19 protein-coding genes are annotated in these 23,650 nt (G+C 70.9%); 9 read left to right on the top strand and 10 right to left on the bottom strand.

Annotated features, from left to right (window positions below; all coding sequences use genetic code 11):
- Positions 1 to 168: 168 nt before the first annotated feature.
- The 3 genes from alc to I2501_RS19510 form a co-directional block, all read right to left on the bottom strand.
- Positions 169 to 1,293 carry an allantoicase gene (gene alc, locus I2501_RS19500; RefSeq protein WP_196195354.1) on the bottom strand — a complete coding sequence of 375 codons (1,125 nt, stop codon included), beginning with the start codon at positions 1,291 to 1,293 and terminating at the stop codon, positions 169 to 171.
- Positions 1,294 to 1,555: 262 nt separating this feature from the next.
- Entirely contained in the window at positions 1,556 to 1,990 is a 435-nt protein-coding gene (locus I2501_RS19505) for a YjbQ family protein (RefSeq protein WP_196195355.1), read from the bottom strand.
- Positions 1,991 to 2,024: 34 nt separating this feature from the next.
- The gene (locus tag I2501_RS19510; RefSeq protein WP_196195356.1) at positions 2,025 to 2,393 is read right to left on the bottom strand and encodes a BlaI/MecI/CopY family transcriptional regulator; all 369 of its coding nucleotides are present in this window, start codon (positions 2,391 to 2,393) and stop codon (positions 2,025 to 2,027) included.
- A 204-nt stretch (positions 2,394 to 2,597) separates the two neighbouring features.
- On the opposite strand from I2501_RS19510, the gene I2501_RS19515 reads away from it, so the two are divergent.
- Both I2501_RS19515 and I2501_RS19520 read left to right on the top strand, forming a co-directional pair.
- A complete protein-coding gene (locus tag I2501_RS19515) occupies positions 2,598 to 3,254 on the top strand; it encodes a DedA family protein (RefSeq protein ID WP_196195357.1) in 657 nt (218 codons plus the stop codon).
- A 7-nt stretch (positions 3,255 to 3,261) separates the two neighbouring features.
- The gene (locus tag I2501_RS19520; RefSeq protein ID WP_328806483.1) at positions 3,262 to 4,020 is read left to right on the top strand and encodes a phosphatase PAP2 family protein; all 759 of its coding nucleotides are present in this window, start codon (positions 3,262 to 3,264) and stop codon (positions 4,018 to 4,020) included.
- A 55-nt stretch (positions 4,021 to 4,075) separates the two neighbouring features.
- On the opposite strand, the gene I2501_RS19525 is transcribed toward I2501_RS19520, so the two are convergent.
- The 4 genes from I2501_RS19525 to I2501_RS19540 all read right to left on the bottom strand — a co-directional run bounded on the left by I2501_RS19525 (position 4,076) and on the right by I2501_RS19540 (position 9,794).
- Positions 4,076 to 4,711: an MBL fold metallo-hydrolase gene (locus tag I2501_RS19525; RefSeq protein WP_196195358.1), complete on the bottom strand. Its 636-nt coding sequence runs from the start codon at positions 4,709 to 4,711 to the stop codon at positions 4,076 to 4,078.
- Between the two features lie 17 nt (positions 4,712 to 4,728).
- Entirely contained in the window at positions 4,729 to 5,802 is a 1,074-nt protein-coding gene (locus I2501_RS19530; protein ID WP_236046649.1) for an ROK family glucokinase, read from the bottom strand.
- A 120-nt stretch (positions 5,803 to 5,922) separates the two neighbouring features.
- The gene (locus I2501_RS19535) at positions 5,923 to 7,500 is read right to left on the bottom strand and encodes a PucR family transcriptional regulator (protein WP_196195360.1); all 1,578 of its coding nucleotides are present in this window, start codon (positions 7,498 to 7,500) and stop codon (positions 5,923 to 5,925) included.
- A 191-nt stretch (positions 7,501 to 7,691) separates the two neighbouring features.
- Positions 7,692 to 9,794, bottom strand: coding sequence for a M3 family metallopeptidase (locus I2501_RS19540; RefSeq protein WP_196195361.1), 2,103 nt, complete (start codon positions 9,792 to 9,794; stop codon positions 7,692 to 7,694).
- Between the two features lie 267 nt (positions 9,795 to 10,061).
- On the opposite strand from I2501_RS19540, the gene I2501_RS19545 reads away from it, so the two are divergent.
- The 7 genes from I2501_RS19545 (at position 10,062) to I2501_RS19575 (ending at position 20,252) form a co-directional block, all read left to right on the top strand.
- On the top strand, positions 10,062 to 10,982 hold the full coding sequence (locus I2501_RS19545) for an FAD binding domain-containing protein (RefSeq protein WP_196195362.1): 921 nt from the start codon (positions 10,062 to 10,064) through the stop codon (positions 10,980 to 10,982).
- The gene (locus I2501_RS19550; protein ID WP_196195363.1) at positions 10,979 to 11,479 is read left to right on the top strand and encodes a (2Fe-2S)-binding protein; all 501 of its coding nucleotides are present in this window, start codon (positions 10,979 to 10,981) and stop codon (positions 11,477 to 11,479) included. Before I2501_RS19545 ends, I2501_RS19550 begins: the two co-directional genes overlap by 4 nt.
- Positions 11,480 to 11,490: 11 nt before the next feature.
- The gene (gene pucD, locus I2501_RS19555; protein ID WP_328806488.1) at positions 11,491 to 13,839 is read left to right on the top strand and encodes a xanthine dehydrogenase subunit D; all 2,349 of its coding nucleotides are present in this window, start codon (positions 11,491 to 11,493) and stop codon (positions 13,837 to 13,839) included.
- A 251-nt stretch (positions 13,840 to 14,090) separates the two neighbouring features.
- On the top strand, positions 14,091 to 15,572 hold the full coding sequence (locus tag I2501_RS19560; RefSeq protein ID WP_196195365.1) for an NCS2 family permease: 1,482 nt from the start codon (positions 14,091 to 14,093) through the stop codon (positions 15,570 to 15,572).
- An 84-nt stretch (positions 15,573 to 15,656) separates the two neighbouring features.
- Positions 15,657 to 16,838, top strand: coding sequence for an XdhC family protein (locus tag I2501_RS19565; RefSeq protein WP_196195366.1), 1,182 nt, complete (start codon positions 15,657 to 15,659; stop codon positions 16,836 to 16,838).
- Positions 16,839 to 16,991: 153 nt separating this feature from the next.
- Positions 16,992 to 18,401 carry a sugar porter family MFS transporter gene (locus I2501_RS19570; protein WP_196195367.1) on the top strand — a complete coding sequence of 470 codons (1,410 nt, stop codon included), beginning with the start codon at positions 16,992 to 16,994 and terminating at the stop codon, positions 18,399 to 18,401.
- A 180-nt stretch (positions 18,402 to 18,581) separates the two neighbouring features.
- Positions 18,582 to 20,252: a peptide-N4-asparagine amidase gene (locus tag I2501_RS19575; protein ID WP_196195368.1), complete on the top strand. Its 1,671-nt coding sequence runs from the start codon at positions 18,582 to 18,584 to the stop codon at positions 20,250 to 20,252.
- A 48-nt stretch (positions 20,253 to 20,300) separates the two neighbouring features.
- Here the strand turns inward: I2501_RS19575 and I2501_RS19580 are convergent, their stop codons facing one another.
- The 3 genes from I2501_RS19580 to I2501_RS19590 all read right to left on the bottom strand — a co-directional run bounded on the left by I2501_RS19580 (position 20,301) and on the right by I2501_RS19590 (position 23,570).
- Entirely contained in the window at positions 20,301 to 21,056 is a 756-nt protein-coding gene (locus I2501_RS19580) for an IclR family transcriptional regulator (RefSeq protein ID WP_408022754.1), read from the bottom strand.
- Positions 21,057 to 21,190: 134 nt separating this feature from the next.
- Complete coding sequence (locus I2501_RS19585; protein ID WP_196195370.1) at positions 21,191 to 21,979, bottom strand: VOC family protein; 789 nt, start codon at positions 21,977 to 21,979, stop codon at positions 21,191 to 21,193.
- Between the two features lie 130 nt (positions 21,980 to 22,109).
- Positions 22,110 to 23,570: a catalase gene (locus I2501_RS19590; protein ID WP_196195371.1), complete on the bottom strand. Its 1,461-nt coding sequence runs from the start codon at positions 23,568 to 23,570 to the stop codon at positions 22,110 to 22,112.
- Between the last annotated feature and the right edge of the window lie 80 nt (positions 23,571 to 23,650).

The following is a 23,650-nucleotide window of genomic DNA, read 5'->3' on the forward strand; positions in this document are numbered from 1 at the left end:
CGCGGACAAGGAAGCGCCGCCTCCGTGGGGCCGGGGCGGACCGGGCGGGTGCCCGGCCGACCCCGGCGCCACGAAGGCGGCGCGGGCGGTGCTCTGTGGTTGTGCCTGCTGTGCTGGTTGTGCCTGCTGTGCTGGTTGTGCCTGCTGTGCCGGAGCCTTGACCGTCCGTCAGCCGGACAGTTCGGCGGTGCGCTCGGCCAGCGCCTTCGCGCCGTCCGCGGTCAGCGAGCCGAAGAGCCGCAGCCGGGATATGCCGCCGTCCGGGAAGATGTCGATCCGGACGTGGGTCGACGGCGGCGTGTCGACCAGGAACCGGTGCACGGTGTCGGGCAGCAGCCGGGTGCGGGGCAGGATCTGGGTCCACTCCCCGGTGCCGGAGCTCTGATCCTGGACGAACAGCGCGGCCCAGCCCGCCGCGTTGCCCTTCAGGTAGGTGGTGTCGATCTCGACGGCACGGATCACCGCCTGGCCGGTCAGGCGGTAGCGGACCCAGTCGTTGCCCTTGTCACGACGCCGCCGCGTCTCCCAGCCGTCGTCCATCTTCCGGGAACGGCCCGGCAGGATGGTGTTGGTCGGCGGCGAGTAGAAGCGGTCGGAGGCGTCCTCGACCGCGCCGCCGTTCTCCAGCGCGACCAGGTCGAAGGCGCCGAGCGCGTCCAGCCACTCCGGGTCGGGCGCCACCTCGCCGTAGACCCGCAGCCGGGCGACGCCGCCGTCGGGGTGCTGGTTGAGGCGCAGGTGGGTGAAGCGCCGCTCGACGTCGACGCTGAAGGCGTTGGCCGCATGCCCGCCGATCTCGGTACGCGGGACGATCTCGATCCACTCGACGTCGTCCGCGAGCAGTTCCTCCGCCGAGGCGGAGGCCGGGGCTGTGGTCGCCTGGACGCTGACCGCCTGGGGGTAGTTGCCGCGGAAGTGCGCGGTGTCCACGACCAGGCCCCGGACCACGCCGGGCACGCCCAGCCGGATCAGCGCCCAGTCGTGGTCGTCCGCCTCGGGGTGCGGGGTCTCCTCGTCCACCCCGCGGCGACGGCGGGTCTCCCAGCCGTCCATGATCTTGCCCTTGTGCCCGAACCGCTCCGGGGCGAACACGGCGGGCTCGGGGACCAGCAGGTTCTCGCGCTCGGCGAAGAACTCGTCGTTGGCTGCGACGACCGCACCGCCCAGGCGTCGGTCCGCGAGGTCGACCAGCTGGTCGAAGGGGAGCGTCTCGGCCCGCCGGTAGTCGGCGTACGGCTCGGCGCCCTCACGGTACGGCTTGGCGTCGCCGGTGAAGGACGTGACGTGCGGCATGCGATCTCCTCAGGGGCTCGTGAAACAGGGCGGGTTCCCCCGCCGCCCCGTCCGGGCGGCGGTCCGCTGCCCGCACCCCAAGGCTCGAACCTGGGCACCGCACAGGTCCATCGCGTAAATCCTTCGGCTATTTTCAGTCGGGCTACACAGTCGGCCCGCAGGCGGCCGGGCGGCGGCGCTCGACGCCCGCGCCCGGACGGCTGACCAGAGGGAATACAAGATTCCGCCCGATCCCGCGCGGGAAGTCGCGTCGCCCGGACGATCAGCCGCCGAGGAACGAGAGGCGCACGGTACGGACCGGGTTGTCGACGTTGGTGTCGACCAGCACCACCGACTGCCAGGTCCCGAGCGCCATCCGACCGCCGATCACCGGCAGCGTTGCGTGCGGGGCCACCAGGCCGGGCAGCACGTGGTCCCGACCGTGCCCCGGCGAGCCGTGCCGGTGCCGCCAGCGGTCGTCGGCGGGCAGCAGTTCGCGCAGCTGGGCCAGCAGGTCGGAGTCGCTGCCCGCGCCCGTCTCGATGACCGCGATCCCGGCGGTCGCATGCGGCACGAAGACGTTGAGCAGCCCGTCCCGTCCCGGCGCGACCTCGGCCAGGAAGGTCTCGCAACGGCTCGTCAGATCGACGGCCGCCTCATGGTGACCGGTGGTCAGCTCGAAGGTCCGCGTGCTGAAGCTCTGCGTACTGGACGTCATGCGTCCATCATGACCTTCCGGCAGCCCGTGACCCTCACGTGCCGAGCAGGCGTCGCAGATGCTCCTCGTCCTCGTCACTGAGCCCTGACACGAAGCGGGCCAGCACGGCCTCGCGGTCCTGCTCCTTCTCCAGCTCCGACCGCATCCGCCGCGCCACCAGTCCCGGCGCGTCGGCGACCTCACGCGCGGGGGCGTAGGCGAAGGCGCGCCCGTTGCGCGTGCGCTCCACCACGCCCTTCTCGTGCAGCCGGGACAGGATCGTGTTCACCGTGGTGCGTGCCAGCCCCCCGCCGAGAGCGTGCTGGATCTCCCCCGGGGTCAGCGGCCCCGTCGCGGACCACAGCACGGAGAGCACACCGGACTCCAGCTCACCGGGATTCCGCCGGTGTCCCGCATCCGCCATGCCCCTCGACCTCCCCGCTCTCGTGTCGTTCCATGCGCGCCCCGCGCACCTTCTCACGCTTCTCTTGCGCCCCGGCCACCGCTCGCGTCTTCGGAATCCTCACGTCCATCCACTACAGTGAGCCGGAACGACTACATGGATGTAGACGTTGTTCCAGACAGACCTTACCGAACCCGCGCCCACCCCTGCAGGAGGATCATTCCGATGGCCCCGGACCCCTCGGCCGTGCACTACCTCGCGGTGAACCTCCTCGATGCCAACTCGGTGCTCGCCGCATTCGGCGCACTGGGTATCGCGGTGATCCTCTTCGCCGAGACCGGCCTGCTGGTCGGCTTCTTCCTGCCGGGCGACTCGCTGCTCTTCACCGCCGGCCTGCTCTGCACCACCACCAAGAACGGCGTCCACCTGAACCTGCCGTCCGTGCTGGTCTGCGCCATCGCAGGCTCATTGATCGGCGCCCAGGTCGGCTACCTGATCGGCCGCAAGGGCGGCAAGTCGCTGCTGGCCCGCAGCAAGAACAAGCACCTGCAGAAGGGTGCGGAGCGGGCCGAGGAGATCCTGGCCAAGTACGGCTACGCCAAGGCGATCGTGCTGGCCCGGTTCATCCCGGTGGTGCGCACCGTGCTCAACCCGATGGCCGGCGCGCTCAACGTCCCGGTCAAGACCTTCACCGTGTGGCAGGTCGTCGGCGGCCTGCTCTGGAGCATCGGCGTCACGCTGGCCGGATACGCGCTCGGGTCGAGCATCCCGAACATCGACAACTACCTGCTGCCGATCATCGCCGTGATCGTGGTCCTCTCGCTGATCCCGATCGCCCTGGAACTGCTGCGCGCTCGCAAGAGCAGCACCGCCGCGGAGTGACCGCCTCGTGAGCACTCTCCAGCACACCGCCGTCGTGCACGGCGCCGTCCAGACCGGTGCCCTGCACGTCGACGCAGTCCACGCCGGTGCGGTTCAGGCCGGTGCGGTTCAGGCGGCGGACCTGCACAGCATCGCTCCGCAGAGCATCGGCCTGCACAACCTCGCGCTGTCCGGCCCGTCCATCGACGGCGGCCTCTACAGCTGGTTCACCCAGCAGGCGCAGAGCGCACCGCACTGGTTCGACGACCTGATCTCCTTCAACGCCACCTTCGGCCTCGGCCTCTTCGCCGTGCTGATGGTCTTCGGCTGGTGGCAGGCCCGGCAGGCGAGCAACGCGCTGGCCATGACGACGGCGCTGGCCGTCCCGGTCGCGGTGGTCGTCGCCTTCGTGGTGAACGACCTCGTCAAGAGCCTGGTCACCGAGGTCCGGCCGTGCCAGGCGATCCCCGGCACGGTGACGTTGCAGCCCTGCCCGGGCGTCGGCGACTGGTCCTTCCCGAGCAACCACGCCACCATCGCCGCCGCCTCGGCCGCCGCGCTGTGGCTGGTCAACCGGTACCTGGGCATCATCGCCGCCGCGCTTGCCCTGGTGATGGCCTTCTCGCGGGTCTGGGTCGGCGCCCACTACCCGCACGACGTCGTCGTCGGCCTGCTGGTCGGCACCGCCGTCGCCCTGCCGACGATGCTGCTGGCGCGCAGGTACGCGCCCCCGCTCGTCGTCCGGTTGCAGAGCGGCGCGCTGCGACCGCTGCTCACCGCGAGCTGAGCTCGCGGTGAGCTGACCAGAGCTCGAATTCTGAGGTCGATCCCAGAGCTCGATCTCAGAGGTCGAAAGAGGTTCCCGGTTCCACCCGGGTGAAGAGCGTCTGCTCGGTGACATTGCCACCGACCAGGCGCTCTCCCACTGACAGCCCCGGGACCGAGAGCAGCGCGTCGTGGACGGCGAGGCTGCGCTTCGCGCCCACCGCGCGGGCGTAGTCGATCACCTCGCCGGTCTTCGACCACGGCGCGTGCAGCGGCAGCAACAGGGTCTCCACCGGCGCCTCGGGCACGGTCAGCGAGTCGCCGGGGTGGAAGACGCCCTCGACCAGGTAGCCGTTGTTCCGCACGATCGGGATGTCCGGGTGGATCACCGCGTGCCACTCGCCGTGCACCTCCACCTCGAACCCCGCGGCGGTGAAGGCGTCGCCGTGTCCGACGACGGTCACCCGGCCCGCGCCGAGGCCCTCCAGTTGGGCGGCGACGGTCTTGTCGGCGAAGATCCGCAGCGCCGGGTTGGCCTGGGCCGCCGCCCGCAGCGTCGCCTCCACGAAGTGGTCCGCGTGCTCGTGCGTGATCAGCACGGCGTCCGCGCCGTCGATCGCCGTGTCTTCGCTGAACGCGCCGGGGTCGAGCACGAGGGTCTGTCCGTCCCGCTCCAGACGGACGCAGGCATGGCCGAGTTTGGTGAGTCGCATGCCCACCATCCTGCCCCTCAAAGATCCACAGCGCCCGTGGTTTTGGATGAACTCCCCGCCGTCCACCACTGCCCCAGCCGCCGCGCGGGCGTGCCCTCGACGCGGCTGCGCTTGACCGTGCGGAACCGCCGTGCGCGCCCGCGGGCCAGGTCGGCGGCGCCGATCATCCCGGCCGTGTTGCCCAATTGGGCGCCGACCACGTCGCACTCGGGGCGGAAGCCGCGGCCCGTCAGGTTCCGCCGGTAGGCCTCACGTGCCGGGCCCAGCAGCAGTTCGCCGGCCGCCGAGACGCCGCCGCCGATGACGAACCGGCCGGGGTCCAGGGCCGCGGCCAGGTTGGCCAGGCCCAGGCCCAGCCAGTTGCCGATCTCCTGCAGCAGTTCGATCGCGCACGGGTCCCCGTCCTGCGCGGCCTCCGTCACCAGCGGGCCGGTGATCGCGCCCACGTCGCCGTCGACGCGGTCCAGCAGCGGCTGGGCGACGGGGGACTCGGCGGCGGCCAGTTCGCGCGCCTCGCGGACCAGGGCGTTGCCGGACGAGTACTGCTCCCAGCAGCCCCGGTTGCCGCAGGGACAGCGGTGGCCGCCGGGGACGACGGTCATATGGCCGAACTCCCCGGCCATCCCGTAGCGGCCCCGGTCCAGGCGGCCGGAGCGGACGATCGCGCCGCCGATGCCGGTGCCCAGGTTGACCATCACCAGGCGCTCCTCGTCCGCGCCCGCGCCGAAGCGCCACTCCGCCCAGGCTGCGGCGTTGGCGTCGTTCTCGACGACCACCGGGAGCTTGAGGCGGTCGCTCAGCGCCGCCTGCAGCGGTTCGTTGCGCCAGCTCAGGTGCGGGGCGAAGAGGACCCGGGCGCGCTGCGCGTCGACGAACCCCGCCGCGCCGATGCCGACCGCGTGGACGTCGTGCCGGTCGGCCAGGGCCAGGACGAGCTCCGTGATGACGTCCTCGACGACCTTCGGGCTCTTGCTGCGGTGCGGCGTCTCCGTGCGGATCTGCTCGACGATGGCGCCCTCGCCGTCGACCACAGCGGCTGCGATCTTCGTGCCGCCGATGTCGATGCCGACGGCCGGAAGCCGAAGCGCCATCCTGCGAACGTATTCGCCGTACTCGCCGTACACACTGCTCAACTGAGGTCCGTTCCTCGCGCGCTGCCCGGGCACCTCCATGGTCCCAGACCGGCACCGGCGCAGCGCGCCGACGGACCGTCAGCTCAGTTCGAGTGCCAGGAAGAAGTCGACCCGGTCCTCCAGCTTGGACAGGTCACGGCCGGTCAGTTCCTCGATCCGGCCGATGCGGTAGCGCAGGGTGTTGACGTGGACGTGGAGCGCCGCGGCGCAGCGCGTCCAGGAGCCGTCGTAGCGGAGGAAGGCCTCCAGGGTGCGGACCAGGTCCGCCTGGTGTTCCAGGTCGTACGCGACGACCCGGTCCAGCAGCCGGGAGCGGAACGCGCGCCGCACCTCGTCCGGGACGGCCGCCAGCAGCAGCACGTGCGAGGCCAGCTCCTCGGGACCGGCCACGCAGATCCGGCCGACCCGCGCGGAGGCGATACGGCGGGCGTGACGGGCCTCCTCCAGCGCGCCGCGCAGTCCGCCGACGCCGGTGGCCGGGGCGCTGACGCCGATGGTGAGGCGGCCCTCCGGCCCGAGGCCGGCGTCGAGCGGGGCGAAGAGGTCGCCGAGCACCTCGGCGGCGGTCCGCTTGCCCACGGGCTGCGGCAGCAGCACGATCGCGCCGAGTCCGCCGCCACCGACCAGGGCGCGGTCGTCCAGGCCGGTGACCGCCTCGACGACGGCCTCACGGGCCTCCCCCTCGCCGAGCCCCTGACTCTCGACGGAGACGACCACCCAGCCGGTGGGCAACGGCTGCTGACCGGTGCTCACGTCGGACAGCGTCATGGCGTGCGCGGCCTCCAGGGCGCGCAGCAGCTCGTCGGGGGCGGCGTCGCGCTGGAGCAGCGCGATCATCTCGTCGGCGAGGCGGGAGCGCAGGGTGCGGCTCTCGTCCCTGCGGACGCGCTCGGCGGAGACCAGCCGGGCCAGGTTCTCGGCGAGCTGCTGGCGCTTGACGGTCCATTCGGTGACGTCGCCCTCGATGGCGAGGATCCACTGCGCCAGCGCCGCACCACCGGCGACTGGCAGCAGCGAGAACTCGCGGGCGCCGACGCGGGCGCGGGTCGAGGGGGCGTGGCGTCGCCGCTGGGCCTCCAGATGGGCGCGGGCCAAATGGTCGCGCTCGGCGGGTTCGAGGCCCCCGGCCGGACCGGCGACGACACGGCCGGTCGGGGTGAGCACCCAGCAGTCGAGGTCGACGTCGCCGCCGAGCAGGTCGAGCACGGCGTCGAGGCCCGCGCCTCCGGCGGCGGAGACCAGCATCCGGTGACGGTCGACGAGCGCGGAAAGGTCGGCGGCACGGTCCGCCGAGACCTGGCGGACCACGTACTCGGTGACCGAGCCGAAGGCGACGTCCTCGCCGACGGCGAAGAGCGGCATCCGGTGGCGCGCGCAGGCGTCGACCAGGTCCTGCGGGACGGGGCCGACCTCGGCCTCACCGGCCGCGAGACCGGCCGCTCCCCCGGCGGCGAGGAAGCGGACGAAGCGTTCGGAGTCGTCGGGCTCGTAGCGCCAGAGCATGCCGGTGAGGACGAGCTCGCCACCGTGGAGGTACCGGCTCGGGTCGCGCAGGTCGGTCGTCATCACCCCGGTGACCACCCGATCCAGCTCGCCTTCCCCGGCGAGCAGGCGCATGGGCGGTGCGGTGGGAGCGAGCAGCGCGCCGATCCGCACGTCGGGTACCTCCGGATTGTCGGGTCAGAGGCTGTCGGGAACCTGGGCCCAGGTTCCCGACAGCCTCTCAGGGGAAGTTTTCCGGTGCACCGTACCTGACGATCGGTGACACGCGTCGAATCGCCCGGACGGCAGACAGGACCGCGCCGGACCCGGTCCCGTCTGCCTCCAGCGTCCCCCTTCCCGCCCGGCTACGCCTCCGAGCCGGGTGCGGCGACGCCGTCCAGACCGCGACGCGCCAGCAGCGGCTGGATCTCCGGGGCGCGGCCGCGGAACGCGGCGAACGCGCCCATCGAGTCGACGCTGCCGCCGCGGCTCAGCAGCTCACGCCGGAAGATCTCGCCGCTCTCGCGGACGGAGACGCCCGCCGCCGCGTTGGACTTGAACCACTCCACCGTGTCGGCGTCGAGGACCTCGGACCAGATGTAGCCGTAGTAGCCCGCCGCGTAGCCGCCCGCGAAGATGTGGGCGAAGTAGCCCGTCCGGTAGCGGGGCGGGATGGACGGGTGGGCCAGGCCGTAGCGGGTGAGCGCCTCCGCCTCGAAGGCCTCGGCGGCCTCCGGGGTCTCGGCGATCGGGTCCTTGGCGGGGCGGATGTGCCAGGCCCAGTCGAGCAGTGCCGCCGCCAGGTACTCCACCGTGCGGAAGCCCTCGCCGAAGTTCTGCGCCTCGCGCGCCCGCTCGACCAGCTCGGCGGGCAGCGGCTCGCCGGTCTCGACGTGGCGGGCGTAGTTGGCCAGCACCTCGGGCCACTCCTGCCACATCTCGTTGACCTGCGAGGGGTACTCGACGAAGTCGCGCGGGACCTCGGTGCCGGCCAGCGAGGGGTAGCGGACGTCGGAGAAGAGGCCGTGCAGGGCGTGGCCGAACTCGTGGAAGAGGGTGCGGACCTCGTCCCAGGTGAGCAGGGCCGGCTCGCCCGCCGGGGGCTTGGCGATGTTGAGGTTGTTGACCACGACCGGCTTCTGGCCGAACAGTCCCGACTGGGCGACCAGCTCGTTCATCCAGGCGCCGCCGCGCTTGGACTCGCGGGCGAAGAAGTCGCCGACGAAAAGCCCGACGGAGCTGCCGTCGGCGTTGCGGACCTCGAAGACCCGGGCGTCGGGGTGGTAGGCGACCAGGTCGGGACGGTCGACGAAGGTGACGCCGTAGACCAGCCCGGCGGCGTGGAAGACGCCGCGCCGGAGCACGGACTCCAGCTCCAGGTAGGGGCGCATCTCGGCGGTGTCGACGTCGTACTGCTCCTTGCGGACCCGCTCCGAAAGGAACTGCCAGTCGGACGCGGCGACGACCCCGTCCGCGGCACCCTCGGCGGCGGCCAGCGCCGCGCCCTCGCGGTCGGCGTTGGCCATCGCGGGGGCGACCAGGCGGCCCAGCATCGACTCGACGGCCTCGGTGGTGCCCGCCGTCTGGTCGGAGACCTCCCAGGCCGCGTGGCTGGGGAAGCCGAGCAGTTCGGCGCGCTCGGCGCGCAGCGCCGCCATCCGGGCGGCGACCGGGCCGTTGACGGTGATGCCGCGCCGCAGCGAGGCGTCCAGCAGGCGGGCGCGCAGCTCGGGGTCGGTCAGCGAGGCGAGCTCGGTCTGGTTGGAGAAGTTCTTCAGGCTGATGACGTAGCGGCCGTCGTGGCCCAGCGCCTTGGCGTTCTCCGCGGCGGCGGCGATCTTGTCCTCGGGGAGGCCGGCCAGCTGCTCGGCGGTGTCGAGCACCAGCGCCGCCGCGCGGGTCTCCTCGAAGACCTGCCGCTCGAACGTGGTGGTGAGCGTCGCCAGCTCCGCGTTGAGCTCGCGCAGCCGGGCCTGGCCGGACTCGTCGAGGCGGGCGCCGCTGCGGACGAAGCGGGAGTGGTGGCGTTCGAGCAGGCGCAGCGACTCCGGGTCCAGGTCCAGCTCGTCGCGGCGGGCGTGGACGGCGTCGATCCGGGCGAAGAGAGCCGGGTCCAGGCGGATCGCGTCGCTGTGGGCGGCGAGGCGCGGGCTGATCTCCGCCTCCAGCTCCCGCAGGCTCGGGGTGGAGTCGGAGCTGGTCTTGTTGAAGAACACGAGCTCCACCCGGCGCAGCAGCGTTCCGCTGCGTTCCAGGGCCACAAGAGTGTTCTCGAAGTCGGCGGGCGCGGGGTTCGCGGTGATCGCCGCGATCTCGGCGAGTTGCTCGGCCATTCCGGCCTCGAAGGCCGGGAGGTAGTGGCCCTCCTCGATCCGCTGGAACGGCGGCAGTTCGAAGGGCAGGTCGCTGGCCTGCAGGAACGGATTGGGCGAGGAAGTCGCCTCGGGCTGCTGTGTGGGCTCGGTCACGAGCTGACACTACGCCCAGTGCTGACAGCCCTGGCCACCCATTTCGCGACCGGAGAACACGAAGCGATCGTCGACGACTCGACCCGACCTGTTCGTCCGACGTTGGAGAAACGTACAGCCCTATGGGTGGCACTTCTGCGCCACCTTCATGCCATCAGTGACTGACGGCACATGGCGTGCGACTTGTGTACTGCTCACACACCTCCCCGCGCTCCCCGAGCATCCCGCAGTACCGCACCCGCTGTACCGACTGAAGGAGTCACCCGCATGGAGTTCCTGCGGCCCGCCACCTGGGACGAGGCACTCGCGGCGAAGGCTGAGAACCCGTCCGCGCTGCCGATCTCCGGCGGTACCGACGTGATGGTCGAGCTCAACTTCGACCGCCACCGCCCCGCCGCGCTGTTGGACCTCAACCGGATCAGTGAGCTGACCGAGTGGGAGTCCGGCACGTTCGACGGCCCCGACGGCCGGCCCGTCGAGGGCGAGGTGATCCGGCTGGGCGCGGCCGTGCCGTACGCCCGCATCACCAACGAGCTGGGCGACCAGCTCCCCGGGCTGGCCATCGCCGGCAACACCGTCGGATCCCCGCAGATCCGCAACCGCGGTAGCGTCGGAGGCAACCTGGGCGGCGCCTCGCCCGCCGGTGACGCCCACCCCGCGCTGCTGGCGGCGGGACGCGACGTCTACGTCGAGGCGCAGTCGGTCCGCGGCACCCGCCTGATCGCGATCGACGACTTCTACGTCGGCGTCAAGCGCAACAGCCTGGAGCCGGACGAGCTGATCCGCGCGGTGCGGATCCCGGTCGCGGACGGCCCCCAGCAGTTCTCGAAGATCGGCACCCGCAACGCGATGGTCATCGCGGTCTGCGCCTTCGGCTTCGCCCTGCACCCCAAGAACCGGACGGTCGGCACCGGCATCGGCTCCGCCGCCCCCACCCCGCGCCGCGCCGTCGAGGCCGAGGAGTTCCTCGCCGGCGAACTGGCCGAGCGCGGGCTGTGGGAGTCCGGCGGCCTGATCGGTCCGGCCGCGATCCAGCGTTTCGGTGAGCTGGTCTCCGCCGCCTCGTCGCCCATCGACGACGTGCGCGGGACCGCCGCCTACCGCCGCCACGCGCTGGCGGTCATGGCGCGGCGCACCCTGACCTGGACCTGGAACGAGTACACGCAGTCCCTGAGGAGCGCAGCATGAGGGTGACCTTCAACGCCAACGGCCGCGAGGTCGAGGCGGACGACGTCTGGGAGGGCGAGAGCCTCCTGTTCATGCTCCGCGAGCGCCTGGGCCTGCCGGGTTCCAAGAACGCCTGCGAGCAGGGCGAGTGCGGCAGCTGCACGGTCTACCTGGACGGCAGCCCGGTCTGTTCCTGTCTGGTCGCCGCCGGTCAGGTGCAGGGCCGCGAGGTCCGCACCGTCGAGGGCCTGGCCGACCCGGAGGGCCGCCTGGACGACGTCCAGCAGGCCTTCGTGGACGCGGGCGCGGTGCAGTGCGGCTTCTGCACCCCGGGTCTGCTGGTGCAGACCCACGACCTGCTGGAGCGCAAGCAGCAGCCGAGCGACAACGACATCCGCGAGGCGCTCTCCGGCAACCTCTGCCGGTGCACCGGCTACGAGAAGATCATGGACGCGGTCCGACTCGCCTCGGCCCGCAAGTGCGCCAAGGGCGACACGAACGCGGAGGTGTCCAAGTGAGCACGCGTGCCATCCGCACGGAGAAGAACCTCCAGAACATCACCAGTGCCCACCCGGACGGCATCGGCGGCTCGCCGCTGCGCCCGGACGGCATCCTCAAGGTCAAGGGTGAGTTCGCCTACTCGTCCGACATGTGGCACGAGGACATGCTGTGGGGCATGGCGCTGCGCTCGCCGCACGCCCACGCGCGGATCCTCTCGGTGGACACCTCCGAGGCGGTCAAGCACCCCGGCGTGTACGCGGTGATGACCTACGACGACATCCCCGGCTCGAAGTTCTACGGCCTGGAGATCCAGGACCAGCCGGCGCTGGCCACGGGCAAGATCCGCTACCACGGCGAGGCCATCGCCATCGTCGCGGCCGACCACCCGGAGACCGCCCGCCGGGCGCTCGCCAAGATCAAGGTCGAGTACGAGATCCTGCCGACCATCACCACCGAGGAGCAGTGCCTCGACCCGGAGACCTACGGGTACGTGCACGAGCCGTCGGAGTACAAGGGCCACGCGTCCGGCAACGTCGTCCACTCGCAGAAGGTGATCTACGGCCAGGGCGTCACCGACGAGGTCCGCGCGCAGGCCGACGTGATCGTCAAGGGCGACTACGTGGTCGGCATGCAGGACCAGGCCTTCCTCGGCCCGGAGTCCGGTCTGGCCGTGCCCGCCGAGGACGGCGGCATGGACCTCTACATCGCCACCCAGTGGCTGCACGTGGACCGGCAGCAGATCGCGCCGGTGCTGGGCCTGCCGGAGAACAAGGTCCGGCTCACCCTGGCCGGCGTCGGCGGCGCGTTCGGCGGTCGCGAGGACCTGTCGATGCAGATCCACGCCTGCCTGCTGGCGCAGCGCACCGGAAAGCCCGTCAAGATCGTGTACTCCCGCGAGGAGTCGTTCTTCGGGCACGTGCACCGCCACCCGGCCAAGCTGACCTACGAGCACGGCGCCACCCGCGACGGCAAGCTGGTCTACTGCGACGCCCGGATCGTGCTGGACGGCGGCGCCTACGCCTCCGCCTCCCCGGCCGTCGTCGGCAACGCGGCCTCGCTGGGCATGGGCCCGTACGAGGTGCCGAACGTCAACATGTTCGCCATCGCGCTCTACTCCAACAACCCGTCCTGCGGCGCCATGCGCGGCTTCGGCGCGGTCCAGGCCTGCTTCGCCTACGAGGCGCAACTGGACAAGCTGGCCGCCGAGTTGAACATGGACCCGGTGGAGCTGCGGCAGCTCAACGCGGTCTCGCAGGGCTCGATCATGCCGACCGGCCAGGAGATCGACTCCCCGGCCCCGGTCGCCGACCTGCTGCGCCGGGTCAAGGAGCTCCCGCTTCCCCCAGCGCTGGACACCACGCACCTGGACATCCGCGAGATCCCCGGCGCGCTGTCGAACACCTCGCACGGCGAGGGCATCGTCCGCGGCGTCGGCTACGCGGTCGGCATCAAGAACGTCGGCTTCTCCGAGGGCTTCGACGACTACTCGACCGCCCGGGTCCGCCTGGAGGTCATCGGCGGTGAGCCGGTCGCCATGGTGCACACCGCCATGGCCGAGGTCGGCCAGGGCGGCGTCACCGTCCACGGCCAGATCGCCCGGACCGAGCTGGGCGTCGAGCGGGTCACCATCCACCCGGCCAACACCGAGGTGGGGTCGGCCGGTTCGACCTCCGCGTCGCGCCAGACCTACATGACCGGCGGCGCCGTCAAGCTGGCCGCCGAGGCGGTCCGCAACGAGCTGCTGGCGCTGGGCCGCAAGCGCTACGGCTGGACGTACAACGACCTGTCGCTGGTCGGCGGCAAGGTGGTCTCCGCCTCCTCGGGCGTGCTGATCTCCATCGTCGACCTGCTCGGCGACTCCGTGATCGACCTGACCCGCGAGCACCACCACCGCCCCACCGTCCCCTTCGACAAGGAGACCGGCCAGGGCTTCGGCCACGTCCAGTACACCTTCTGCGCCCACCGCGCCGTGGTGGACGTGGACGTGGAGCTGGGCCTGGTCAAGGTGGTCGAGCTGGCCGCCGCCCAGGACGTGGGCAAGGCGCTCAACCCGCTCTCCGTGGTCGGCCAGATCCAGGGCGGTTCGACCCAGGGCCTCGGCCTCGCGGTCATGGAGGAGATCGTCGTCAAGGACGGCAAGGTCAGGAACCCGTCCTTCACCGACTACCTCATCCCCACCATCCTGGACACCCCGCCGATGCCGGTGGACGTCCTCGAACTCGCCGACGAGCACGCCCCCTACGGGCTGCGCGGTGTCGGCGAGGCACCCACCCTGTCGTCGACCCCCGCCGTCGTCGCGGCCATCCGCGCGGCCACCGGCCTCGCGCTGGACCGCGTGCCGGTCCGGCCCGAGCACCTGACGGGCACAGAGGGCTGACGACGGCTCACAGACCGCTCCGGGGCGGGGCAACCATGTCTCGTCTTCCCGCGCCTCGCCCCGGGGCAGCACCAACGCACAGAAAGACACCGATGTACCCCGCACTCGCCAGCACGCAGCCTTCGCCGAGGCCCGTGCATCACGGCAGCTGTAGAAAGTAGCGCGCCGCACCGTCCCCTGAATCCCTGCCTAGAGGGTCACCCAGGCCGGCCGCTCCACCCCAACCCCCTACGAAACTTGGGAGTGGAACCGTGACCCAGACTTCCACGGAATCCAGCCTCACCCCTTCCGGCGACCCCACCCGGTCCCCGGAACCCAAACCGAAGAACGCGCTGGACGCGTACTTCAAGATCTCCGCCAGAGGTTCCACCCTCGCCGGAGAGGTCCGAGGTGGTCTGACCACCTTCATGGCCATGGCGTACATCCTTCTGTTGAACCCCATCATCCTGTCGGTGGCGGACGTCAACGGGAACCATCTGAGCCATGCCCAGGTGACCACCGCAACGGCCCTGGCCGCGGCGGTCACCACGATCCTCCTCGGCGTCGTCGGCAACGCGCCGCTCGCAGCGGCCGCCGGTCTGAGCGTCTCCAACACCCTTGCCGCGGTGATGGTCCCCCACGTCACCTGGCCGCAGGCAATGGGCCTCTGCGTCATCTACGGCGCGGCGATCGTGCTGCTGGTCGTGACCGGTCTTCGCGAGAAGATCATGAACGGCATCCCGATGGCGCTCAAGCACGCCATCACCATCGGCATCGGTCTCTTCATCGCACTGATCGGCCTGGTCAACGCGGGCTTCGTGTCCCGCATCCCGGACGCCGCGGGTACGGACACGCCGCTCCAGCTCGGCATCAACAACAACCTGCAGGGCTGGCCGGTACTGATCTTCGCGATCACGCTGCTGACCATCTTCGTCCTGCAGACCCGCAAGGTCCCGGGCGCGATCCTGATCGGCATCATGACCGGCACCGTGCTCTCGGTGATCCTCAACGCGGTGCTCAACATCCCGGCCTCGGTCTGGGGTCTGTCCGTGCCGAAGTGGCCCGGAAACCCGGTCGCCAGCCCGGACTTCGGTCTCTTCGGGCACATCGACCTGTTCGGCGCCTTCGGCAGCAAGGGCATGGGCGCGCTGAGCGCGGGCTTCGCGGTCTTCGCCCTGGTCCTGGCCGGGTTCTTCGACGCGATGGCCACCATCATCGGCATCGGCACCGAGGCCGGTCTGGCCGACGAGCAGGGCCGGATGCCGGGCCTGTCCAAGGCGCTGTTCGTGGACGGCACCGGCGGCATCATCGGCGGTCTGTCCGGCGCGTCCGGCCAGACGGTCTTCATCGAGTCGGCCACCGGCGTCGGCGAAGGCGCCCGGACCGGTTTCTCCAGCGTCGTCACCGGCCTGGTCTTCGCCGCGATGCTGTTCTTCACGCCGCTGGCCGGCATGGTGCCGGGTCAGGTCGCGGCGGCCGCCCTGGTGGTCATCGGCTCGATGATGCTGTCCCAGGCGCGTCATATCGAGTGGGGCGACCGGGAGGTGGCCATCCCGGCCTTCCTCACCATCGCTCTGATGCCGTTCACTTACTCGATCACCGCCGGTGTCGGCGCAGGCGTGATCGCCTACTGTGCGATCAAGGCCGGCCGGGGCCGGTGGCGTGAGCCGGGCGTGCTGATGTGGGGACTGACCGCGGTCTTCCTCGTCTACTTCGCCCTGCACCCGATCAAGGAATGGCTCGGCGTCCACTGAGCCTTCCGCCGGGGGGCCCCGCCGTCGGGGGGGGCGACCCCGCACCCACGCGTTACCACAACATACACCGGAGGAGCCCCTCCCATGCAGGACATCGCCGAGCAGCTCGCCGCCTGGCACCGTGCGGGACGTCCGTTCGCCGTGGCCACCGTCGTCTCGGTCTCCGGGAGCGCACCGCGCGACCCGGGCGCCGCGTTGGCCGTGGACGCGGACGGCGAGGCGGTCGGCTCGGTCTCCGGCGGCTGCGTCGAGGGCGCGGTCTACGAGCTGTGCCAGGAGGCGCTGGCCTCCGGCGAGCCGGTGCTGCAGACCTTCGGCTACAGCGACGAGGACGCCTTCGCCGTCGGCCTGACCTGCGGCGGGATCATCGACATCTTCGTCCAGCCGGTCGTCCCCGGCGCCTCCGAGGGCATGGACGCGGGCATCGCCTACGTCCAGTCCGGCACGCCGGTGGCGCTGGTCCGCTGCATCAGCGGCCCGGCCGGGCTGCTGGGCCGGACCCTCGCCGTCACCGGCGACGCGCACCACGGGGCGCTCGACGCAGGGGAGTTGGCCGGCGGCCCGGAACTGGAGATCGCCGCCGTCGTGCACGCCCGCGCGATGCTGGACGCCGGCCGCACCGGTCGGCTGACGCTGGCGCTGGACGGCCGCCCGTGCGATCCCAACGCGAGCGACGCCGCCGTCTTCTTCGTCGAGTCGTACGTGCCCGCGCCGCGCATGATCGTCTTCGGTGCCATCGACTTCGCCGGAGCGGTCGCGAAGATCGGCAAGTTCCTCGGCTACGACGTGACCGTCTGCGACGCCCGCCCGGTCTTCGCGACCGAGCGCCGCTTCCCCGAGGCCGACCGCGTGGTGGTCGACTGGCCGCACCGCTACCTGGAGGCCGAGGCGGAGGCCGGTCGACTGGACTCCCGAACCGCACTGTGCGTGCTGACCCATGACGCCAAGTTCGACGTGCCGCTGCTGGAACGCGCGCTGCGGATGCCGCTCGGCTTCGTCGGCGCGATGGGCTCGCGCCGCACCCACGGCGACCGGCTGGAGCGGCTGCGCGAGATCGGCCTGACCGAGGTCGAGCTGAACCGGCTCCGCTCCCCCATCGGCCTGGACCTGGGCGCGCGCACCCCGGAGGAGACGGCCGTCGCGGTCGCCGCCGAGATCGTCGCCCACCGCCGCGGCGGCAGCTGCCTGCCGCTCAGCGCGCACGACGGGCCGATCCACCACGACCTGCGCAGCGCGAAGCTGGCGGAGCCGCGCCGGATAGCCTGAGCGCGCACGACTTGCATTCAATAAGTGAACAGATGGGCAGCTGCAGAGGGCAGCAACTGTCCGGATTTGACTTCATAACCTCAAGGAATAACCTCTGTCGCGTTGAACTTATCCTTCGAGTCCGGTAACGAAGCCGGGCGTCTGGAGCGCAACGTGACCACCACCACCGGGTCCAGGCGGCCGGCCGGAGCTGCGGCCGACAACCTGGGCCACGTCGTTTTCATCACCGCGGCCGCCGCCATGGGCGGCTTTCTCTTCGGCTACGACAGCTCCGTGATCAACGGGGCCGTGACCGCGATCCAGCACAAGTACCAGGTCGGCTCCGCCGAGCTGGCGCAGGTCGTCGCTGTCGCGCTGATCGGCAGCGCCATCGGCGCCGCGCTGGCCGGACGGATGGCCGACCGGCTGGGCCGGATCCGGGTCATGCAGATCGCCGCCGCGCTCTTCACCGTGAGCGCCATCGGCTCGGCGCTGCCCTTCTCGCTCTGGGACCTGGTCCTGTGGCGCACGCTGGGCGGCATCGGCATCGGCATGGCCTCGGTGATCGGCCCCGCGTACATCGCCGAGGTGGCCCCGCCCGCCTACCGCGGCCGGCTCGGCTCGTTCCAGCAGGCCGCCATCGTCATCGGCATCGCGATATCCCAGCTCGTCAACTGGGGCATCCTGCAGGCCGCGCACGGCAACCAGCGCGGACACCTGCTCGGCGTCGAGGCGTGGCAGGTCATGCTCGGCGTGATGGTGGTCCCGGCCGTCCTCTACGGCCTGCTGTCCTTCGCGATCCCCGAGTCGCCGCGCTTCCTGATCTCCGCCGGCCGGATCGACCGCGCCAAGGCGGTCATCGCCGAGGTCGAGGGCCACAGCACCGACCTGGACGCCCGCGTCGCCGAGATCGACGAGGCGATGCGCAGCGAGCACCGCTCCACCTTCAAGGACCTGCTCGGCGGCGGGTTCGGCCTGCTGCCGATCGTCTGGGTGGGGATCGGCCTCTCGGTCTTCCAGCAGCTGGTCGGCATCAACGTGGCCTTCTACTACAGCTCGACGCTGTGGCAGTCGGTCGGCGTCGACCCGAGCTCGTCGTTCTTCTACTCGTTCACGACGTCGATCATCAACATCATCGGCACGGTCGTGGCGATCGTCCTGGTCGACCGGATCGGCCGCAAGCCGCTGGCGCTGATCGGCTCGGTCGGCATGACGGTCTCGCTGGCACTGGAGGCCTGGGCCTTCTCCGCCCTGCACGGCGGCACCCTGCCGCACACCCAGGGCGTGGTGGCGCTCGTCGCGGCGCACGCGTTCGTCTTCTTCTTCGCCATGTCGTGGGGCGTGGTGGTCTGGGTGATGCTGGGCGAGATGTTCCCCAACCACATCCGGGCCGCTGCCCTGGGCGTCGCGGCGGCTGCGCAGTGGATCGCCAACTGGGCCATCACCGCCAGCTTCCCGAGCCTCTCCGGCTGGAACCTGACGGGGACGTACGTGATCTACGCGGCCTTCGCACTGCTCTCGATCCCGTTCGTGCTCAAGTTCGTCCGCGAGACCAAGGGCAAGTCCCTGGAGGAGATGGGCTGACGCCCCTGCTGGATCGCTCCCGCGGCGCGGCTGGTGTGGTTCACCAGCCGCGCCGTCGCGTTCCACCAACGTCCCACCGGCGTCCCACCAGCTCATCCGTCACGCCCTCTTGTGCGCGCACCGCCGACGGTGCAAGGTCCCACCCGTACCACCCAGTCAAGATCGACGGGAGGCGAGTGTATGCGCATCGCGGGCGTGCTCGGAACAGCTGCCCTGCTGTGTGCTGCCCTGCTCGGCACGGGAACGGCCCATGCCGACGCGGGGCAGATCGAGACCAACTACCAGAACCCGGTCACCGCACTGCCGCCGGTGAGCCAACCGGGCACGCACCACTGCACCGTGACCGAAATGCAGAACGACTTCGGCAACACCATCTCCTCCCCCGCCTGGTCAGGCACGGTGACGCCGCCGGCCGACTGCCCGGGGCCGTGGAACAAGGTGGTGCTCACCTGGTCCGGCAGCGTGCAGGGGCGGCAGTACGACCGGCTGGCCGGCGTGTGGATCGGCGGCGCCGAGGTGCTGCGCACCAGCACGCCCGAGCCCACGGCGGCCGGGATCAGCTGGAGTCTGCAGAAGGACGTCACCCAGTTCGTCCCGCTGCTGCGCACCCCGCAGCCCATCGCGGTCTCGCTCGGCAACGTGGTCAACAGCACCTACACCGGCGTCTACGACATGAAGCTGACGCTGACGTACTACCAGGCCGACCACCGGTACCCGCCCGCGCACACCGCCGACCAGGTGCTGCCGCTGTCGGCGTCGACCACCGACGCCGGGTGGACCTACCTCAACCCCGGCCAGTCGTCCTCCAAGACGGTCACCCTGCCGCGCAACCTGACCGGCGTCGACATGGAGGTCTACGCCCGCGGCGGCGGCTGCGACGAGCAGTGGTTCGACTCGGTGCCGAACGACCTGGCGGCCAAGTACCCGAACTACCTCTGCGGCGGCGGCCCGTACCGCGAGGTGCAGGTGGCGGTCGACGGCCGCCCGGCGGGGCTCGCGCAGCCGTACCCGGTCGTCTACTCCGGCGGCATCGTGCCGACGCTGTGGCGGCCGATCCCGGCGATCGACCAGTTCGTCACGCAGGCGTACGACATCAACCTGACGCCCTTCGCCGGGCTGCTGGTCGACGGCAAGCCGCACACCTTCACCGTCACGCCCTACGGCGCGGCGGACGGCTGGACCGTCGACAGCACCCTGTTCCTGACGACGGATCACCACGCCGCGCAGACCTACGGCGCGCTGACGAGCGACACCCTCTCGCTCACCCCGGCCGTGGCCACCACGGAGACGCCCGGGACCGGCGACACGGTGAATGTCCGCGTCAGCGCCACGCGTGACTGGTCCACCTCCGGGTGGCTCGCCACCTCGGCGGGCCGGGTGACGACGACGGTGTCCCAGCACGCCTGGTACCTCAACACCGACGCCGTCTCCCAGGGCGGTCAGCTCCAGATCGTGAACCAGCAGGAGTACGGCGCCACCACGGTGACCACCGCTCCCGAGCACGGCCACGCCACGGCCACCCGGCACGCCTGGTCGTACCCGATCACGGTCGACTCCGACGTCCCGCTCTACACCGACGGGAACAACTACTCCCTGTCGGCGACGGTCCACCAGGGCCGGATGCTGGACGACAGCGTCCTTACGGGCGACCACTGGCGACAGGTGGCCGTCACGGACGACTCCGTGGACGCGACCGGCGTGCTGGCCCGCACCAACGGGGTGACGACGGCGGCCGACGGCACCGACTCCGAGCACTGGATCGGCACCACGGACACCGGTGCCTGCTACGACCACCTGATCCGTGCCGCGCACGGATACGTCACCACGGGCCGGGTGAGCGACTGTAGTTGACGGATCGTCAACAAGGGCTCTACGGACCGCGTCGGTGTTGCCCGGACCTCACACGGTGAGGGCCAGCAGCACCGGCGCGGCCTTGCGCTGGAGGGTCTCCGCCGCCTCCTTGAGGCGGTAGGCCTCCTCCACCGGGAGCGAGAAGGCCAGGCAGCCGACGGCGTTCCCCGCAGTGACCGCGACGGCCGCACAGACCGTGCCGATGGCGTACTCCTGCAGGTCCAGCATCGGCATGGTGACCGGATGGCGGTCCAGGCGCTGGAGCAGAACGCCGGTGTCGACGGTGGTGCGCGAGGTGAACCGCGCCGCCGGATGCCGGTTCAGGTGGTCGCGACGCGAGTCGTGGTCCAGCTGCGAGAGCAGGCACTTGCCGATCGCGCTGGCGTGGCCGCTGGCGCGGAAGTCGACCCACTCGTGGACGCTGGGCGTCATCGGCCCGTCCACCACGGCCTGTACGGAGACCTCGCCGTCGGCGTAGCGGGAGAAGTAGACCGCCGCGCCCAACTCGTCGCGGAGCGAGGCGAGTTTGGCCACCAGCCGGGACTGCACCAGCTGCTCCCTGTTGGCCTGGCCGAGCATCGCCAGCGCGCCGCCCAGCACGTACGCGCCGTCGTCGAGGCGCTCCAGATAGCCCTCGCGCACCAGCGAGCGGAGCAGCCGACGGGCGTGCTCGACGGAGAGCTGGACTTCCTCGGCGAGTTCGGAGGCGCTCGCGCCGAAGCCCCGGCGGTCCACCGCCTCCAGCAGCCGCAGGGCACGTTCGACCGAGCTCCGTGGGGAGTGGTTGTGCGCAGCCATGCCCACCAGACTAGCCGTCAGCCGGTCCGGTGAGCATGGGTTGTGCGGTGTTCGATCCCGGTTCGTACAGGCACATGATCGTGGCGGCCGAAACGCGGGGTGTGCGCGGCTTGATCCAGGTCAGGACTGGTCAGAACGGGTCAGGGCGTCGGCTGGGCCGACTTCAGCACGCAGAAGACAGCGCCCCAGGGGTCCTGGATGCCCGCCATCCGCCCGGGCGGAATGTCCGTCGGCGGGACGACGACGTTCGCCCCGCGCTTGACGGCCGCGTCAACCGTCGCGTCGGTGTCGTCGACCTCGAACCACGCCATCCAGTGCGGCGGGACCTCGGCCGGGAAGTTGGCGGCCATGTCCTGCATCCCGCCGACGACCCTGCCGTCGACCTGCAGGCCGAAGTAGCCGGCCATCTCCTCCATGGGCACGACCTTGATGCCGAGCGCGGCCTCGTAGAAGGCGGCGTCAGCCGGGACGTCACGGGTGTTGCACTCGTTCCAGACCAGCGAGCCAGGCTCGTTGACGGCGACCGCGCCGAAGAACTCCTTGTGCTGCCAGACGCCGAAGACCGCGCCCGTCGGGTCGACGCCGATCAGCATCCGGCCGAGGTTGCCGACGTCCATCGGCTCGAACATCACCTGGCCCTTGGCGGCCTTGATCTTGGCCGCGGTGGCGTCCGCGTCGTTGCTGGCCAGGTAGGTGGTCCAGACGTGGGGCGGCTCCGGGGCGCCCTCCGGGGCCATGGCCGGGCCGATGCCGCAGACGGGGCGCCCGCCGAGGTCCATGACGGCGTAGCCGCCGAACTCCTTCGGACCCGGCTCACCACCCCAGCCGAAGACGTCCTTGTAGAAGTCCAGTGCGGCCTGCTGGTCCTTGGCCATGAGGTCGATCCAACAGGGCGTACCGGGTGTGTAGGGCTTTTCGATCGTGGACATGCTTCTCCTCCGGAAGCGGCAATCCCCCTCGGCGCACACTCTTCTACCAAGACACGCGCGCCGCCACCGGAACCGGTGACGGCGCGCGCGGAGGGTGACCAGCCCTGCGTTACCTAAGGCGCAAGGGAACTCAGGCCTCGTCGGCGAGACGGATCGCCTTGACGGCGGCCTCAAGGCGCTTGCCGTAGTCGGCGTCAGCCGCGTGGAAGAACGGCAGCACGCGCTCGACCACGTCGTCGCGGGTGACCGAGGCGATCGAGCCCGCCAGGTTGGCGATCAGGCGGTCCTGCTCGCCCTTCGACATCAGCCGGTAGAGCTCACCGGCCTGGAAGAAGTCGTCGTCCTTGGTGTGCTGGGGGGCGACGTGGGTGCCCGTCCAGCCGGAGACGGCGGTCGGGGCGGCCAGCGGTGCGTCGGTCTGACGCGGGCCGTCGTAGGAGTTGGGCTCGTAGTTCTTGGCCCGGCCACCGCCGTTGACCGCGCTGTAGCCGTCGCGGCCGTAGTTGTTGGCCTCGGTCGCCTTGGGAGCGTTGATCGCCAGCTGGGTGTGGTTGACGCCCAGGCGGTAGCGGTGCGCGTCGGCGTAGGCGAAGAGACGGCCCTGGAGCATCTTGTCCGGCGAGGCACCGATGCCGGGGACGAAGTTGTTCGGCGAGAAGGCGGCCTGCTCGACCTCGGCGAAGACGTTGTCCGGGTTGCGGTTGAGCACCAGGCGGCCGACGCGCTGCAGCGGGTAGTCGCTGTGCGGCCAGACCTTCGTCAGGTCGAACGGGTTGAAGCGGTACTCGGCCGCCTCGGCCACCGGCATGAGCTGGACGTAGACGGTCCAGGTCGGGTAGATGCCGCGCTCGATGGCCTGGTGCAGGTCGCGCTGGTGGCTGTCCGGGTCCTTGCCCGCCAGCTCGGCGGCCTGGTCGGCGTCCAGGCAGCGGATGCCCTGGTTGGTCTTGAAGTGGTACTTGACCCAGTAGGCGGTGCCGTCCGCGGCGACCCACTGGTAGGTGTGGGAGCCGTAGCCGTTCATGTGACGGTAGGAGGCCGGGATGCCGCGGTCGCCGAAGAGCCAGGTGATCTGGTGCAGCGACTCGGGCGAGTAGGACCAGTAGTCCCAGACGTTGTCCGCCTCGCCGGCGCCCGTGAAGGGGTCGCGCTTCTGCGAGTGGATGAAGTCGGGGAACTTGATCGGGTCCTTGATGAAGAACACCGGGGTGTTGTTGCCGACGAGGTCGTAGTTGCCCTCCTCGGTGTAGAACTTCAGCGCGAAGCCGCGCGGGTCACGGACCGCGTCGGCCGCGCCGAGGTTGCCGGCGACCGTCGAGAAGCGCAGGAAGACGTCGGTGCGCTTCCCGACGGTGTTCAGGAACGCCGCCTTGGTGAACGGCGTGACGTCGTCGGTGACCTCGAAGTAGCCGTGCGCGCCGGAGCCGCGGGCGTGGACGATGCGCTCCGGGATGCGCTCGCGGTTGAACCGCGCGAGCTTCTCGATCAGCTGCTGGTCCTGGATCAGCAGCGGGCCGCCGATGCCGGCCTGGGCGGAGTTCTGGTTGTCGGCGACCGGGGCGCCGGACTCTGTGGTCAGGATTTTCGACATGGAGGTACTCCGGATCGGCTCAGACGAATGTCTTCGCAGGTGGAATCGTCGCGGTGCGACGTGAGATGGAGGTGGTTCGG

The organism is Streptacidiphilus fuscans, assembly GCF_015690355.1.
GTDB lineage: Bacteria > Actinomycetota > Actinomycetes > Streptomycetales > Streptomycetaceae > Streptacidiphilus > Streptacidiphilus fuscans.

Coding starts and splice junctions, on each gene's coding strand:
- I2501_RS19510 (WP_196195356.1), bottom strand. CDS start 2,393: ATGGCGGATGCGGGACACCGGCGGAATCCCGGTGAGCTGGAGTCCGGT.
- I2501_RS19575 (WP_196195368.1), top strand. CDS start 18,582: ATGCGCATCGCGGGCGTGCTCGGAACAGCTGCCCTGCTGTGTGCTGCC.
- I2501_RS19505 (WP_196195355.1), bottom strand. CDS start 1,990: ATGACGTCCAGTACGCAGAGCTTCAGCACGCGGACCTTCGAGCTGACC.
- I2501_RS19530 (WP_236046649.1), bottom strand. CDS start 5,802: ATGGCGCTTCGGCTTCCGGCCGTCGGCATCGACATCGGCGGCACGAAG.
- I2501_RS19550 (WP_196195363.1), top strand. CDS start 10,979: ATGAGGGTGACCTTCAACGCCAACGGCCGCGAGGTCGAGGCGGACGAC.
- I2501_RS19515 (WP_196195357.1), top strand. CDS start 2,598: ATGGCCCCGGACCCCTCGGCCGTGCACTACCTCGCGGTGAACCTCCTC.
- I2501_RS19585 (WP_196195370.1), bottom strand. CDS start 21,979: ATGTCCACGATCGAAAAGCCCTACACACCCGGTACGCCCTGTTGGATC.
- I2501_RS19590 (WP_196195371.1), bottom strand. CDS start 23,570: ATGTCGAAAATCCTGACCACAGAGTCCGGCGCCCCGGTCGCCGACAAC.
- I2501_RS19545 (WP_196195362.1), top strand. CDS start 10,062: ATGGAGTTCCTGCGGCCCGCCACCTGGGACGAGGCACTCGCGGCGAAG.
- alc (WP_196195354.1), bottom strand. CDS start 1,293: ATGCCGCACGTCACGTCCTTCACCGGCGACGCCAAGCCGTACCGTGAG.
- I2501_RS19565 (WP_196195366.1), top strand. CDS start 15,657: ATGCAGGACATCGCCGAGCAGCTCGCCGCCTGGCACCGTGCGGGACGT.
- I2501_RS19525 (WP_196195358.1), bottom strand. CDS start 4,711: ATGCGACTCACCAAACTCGGCCATGCCTGCGTCCGTCTGGAGCGGGAC.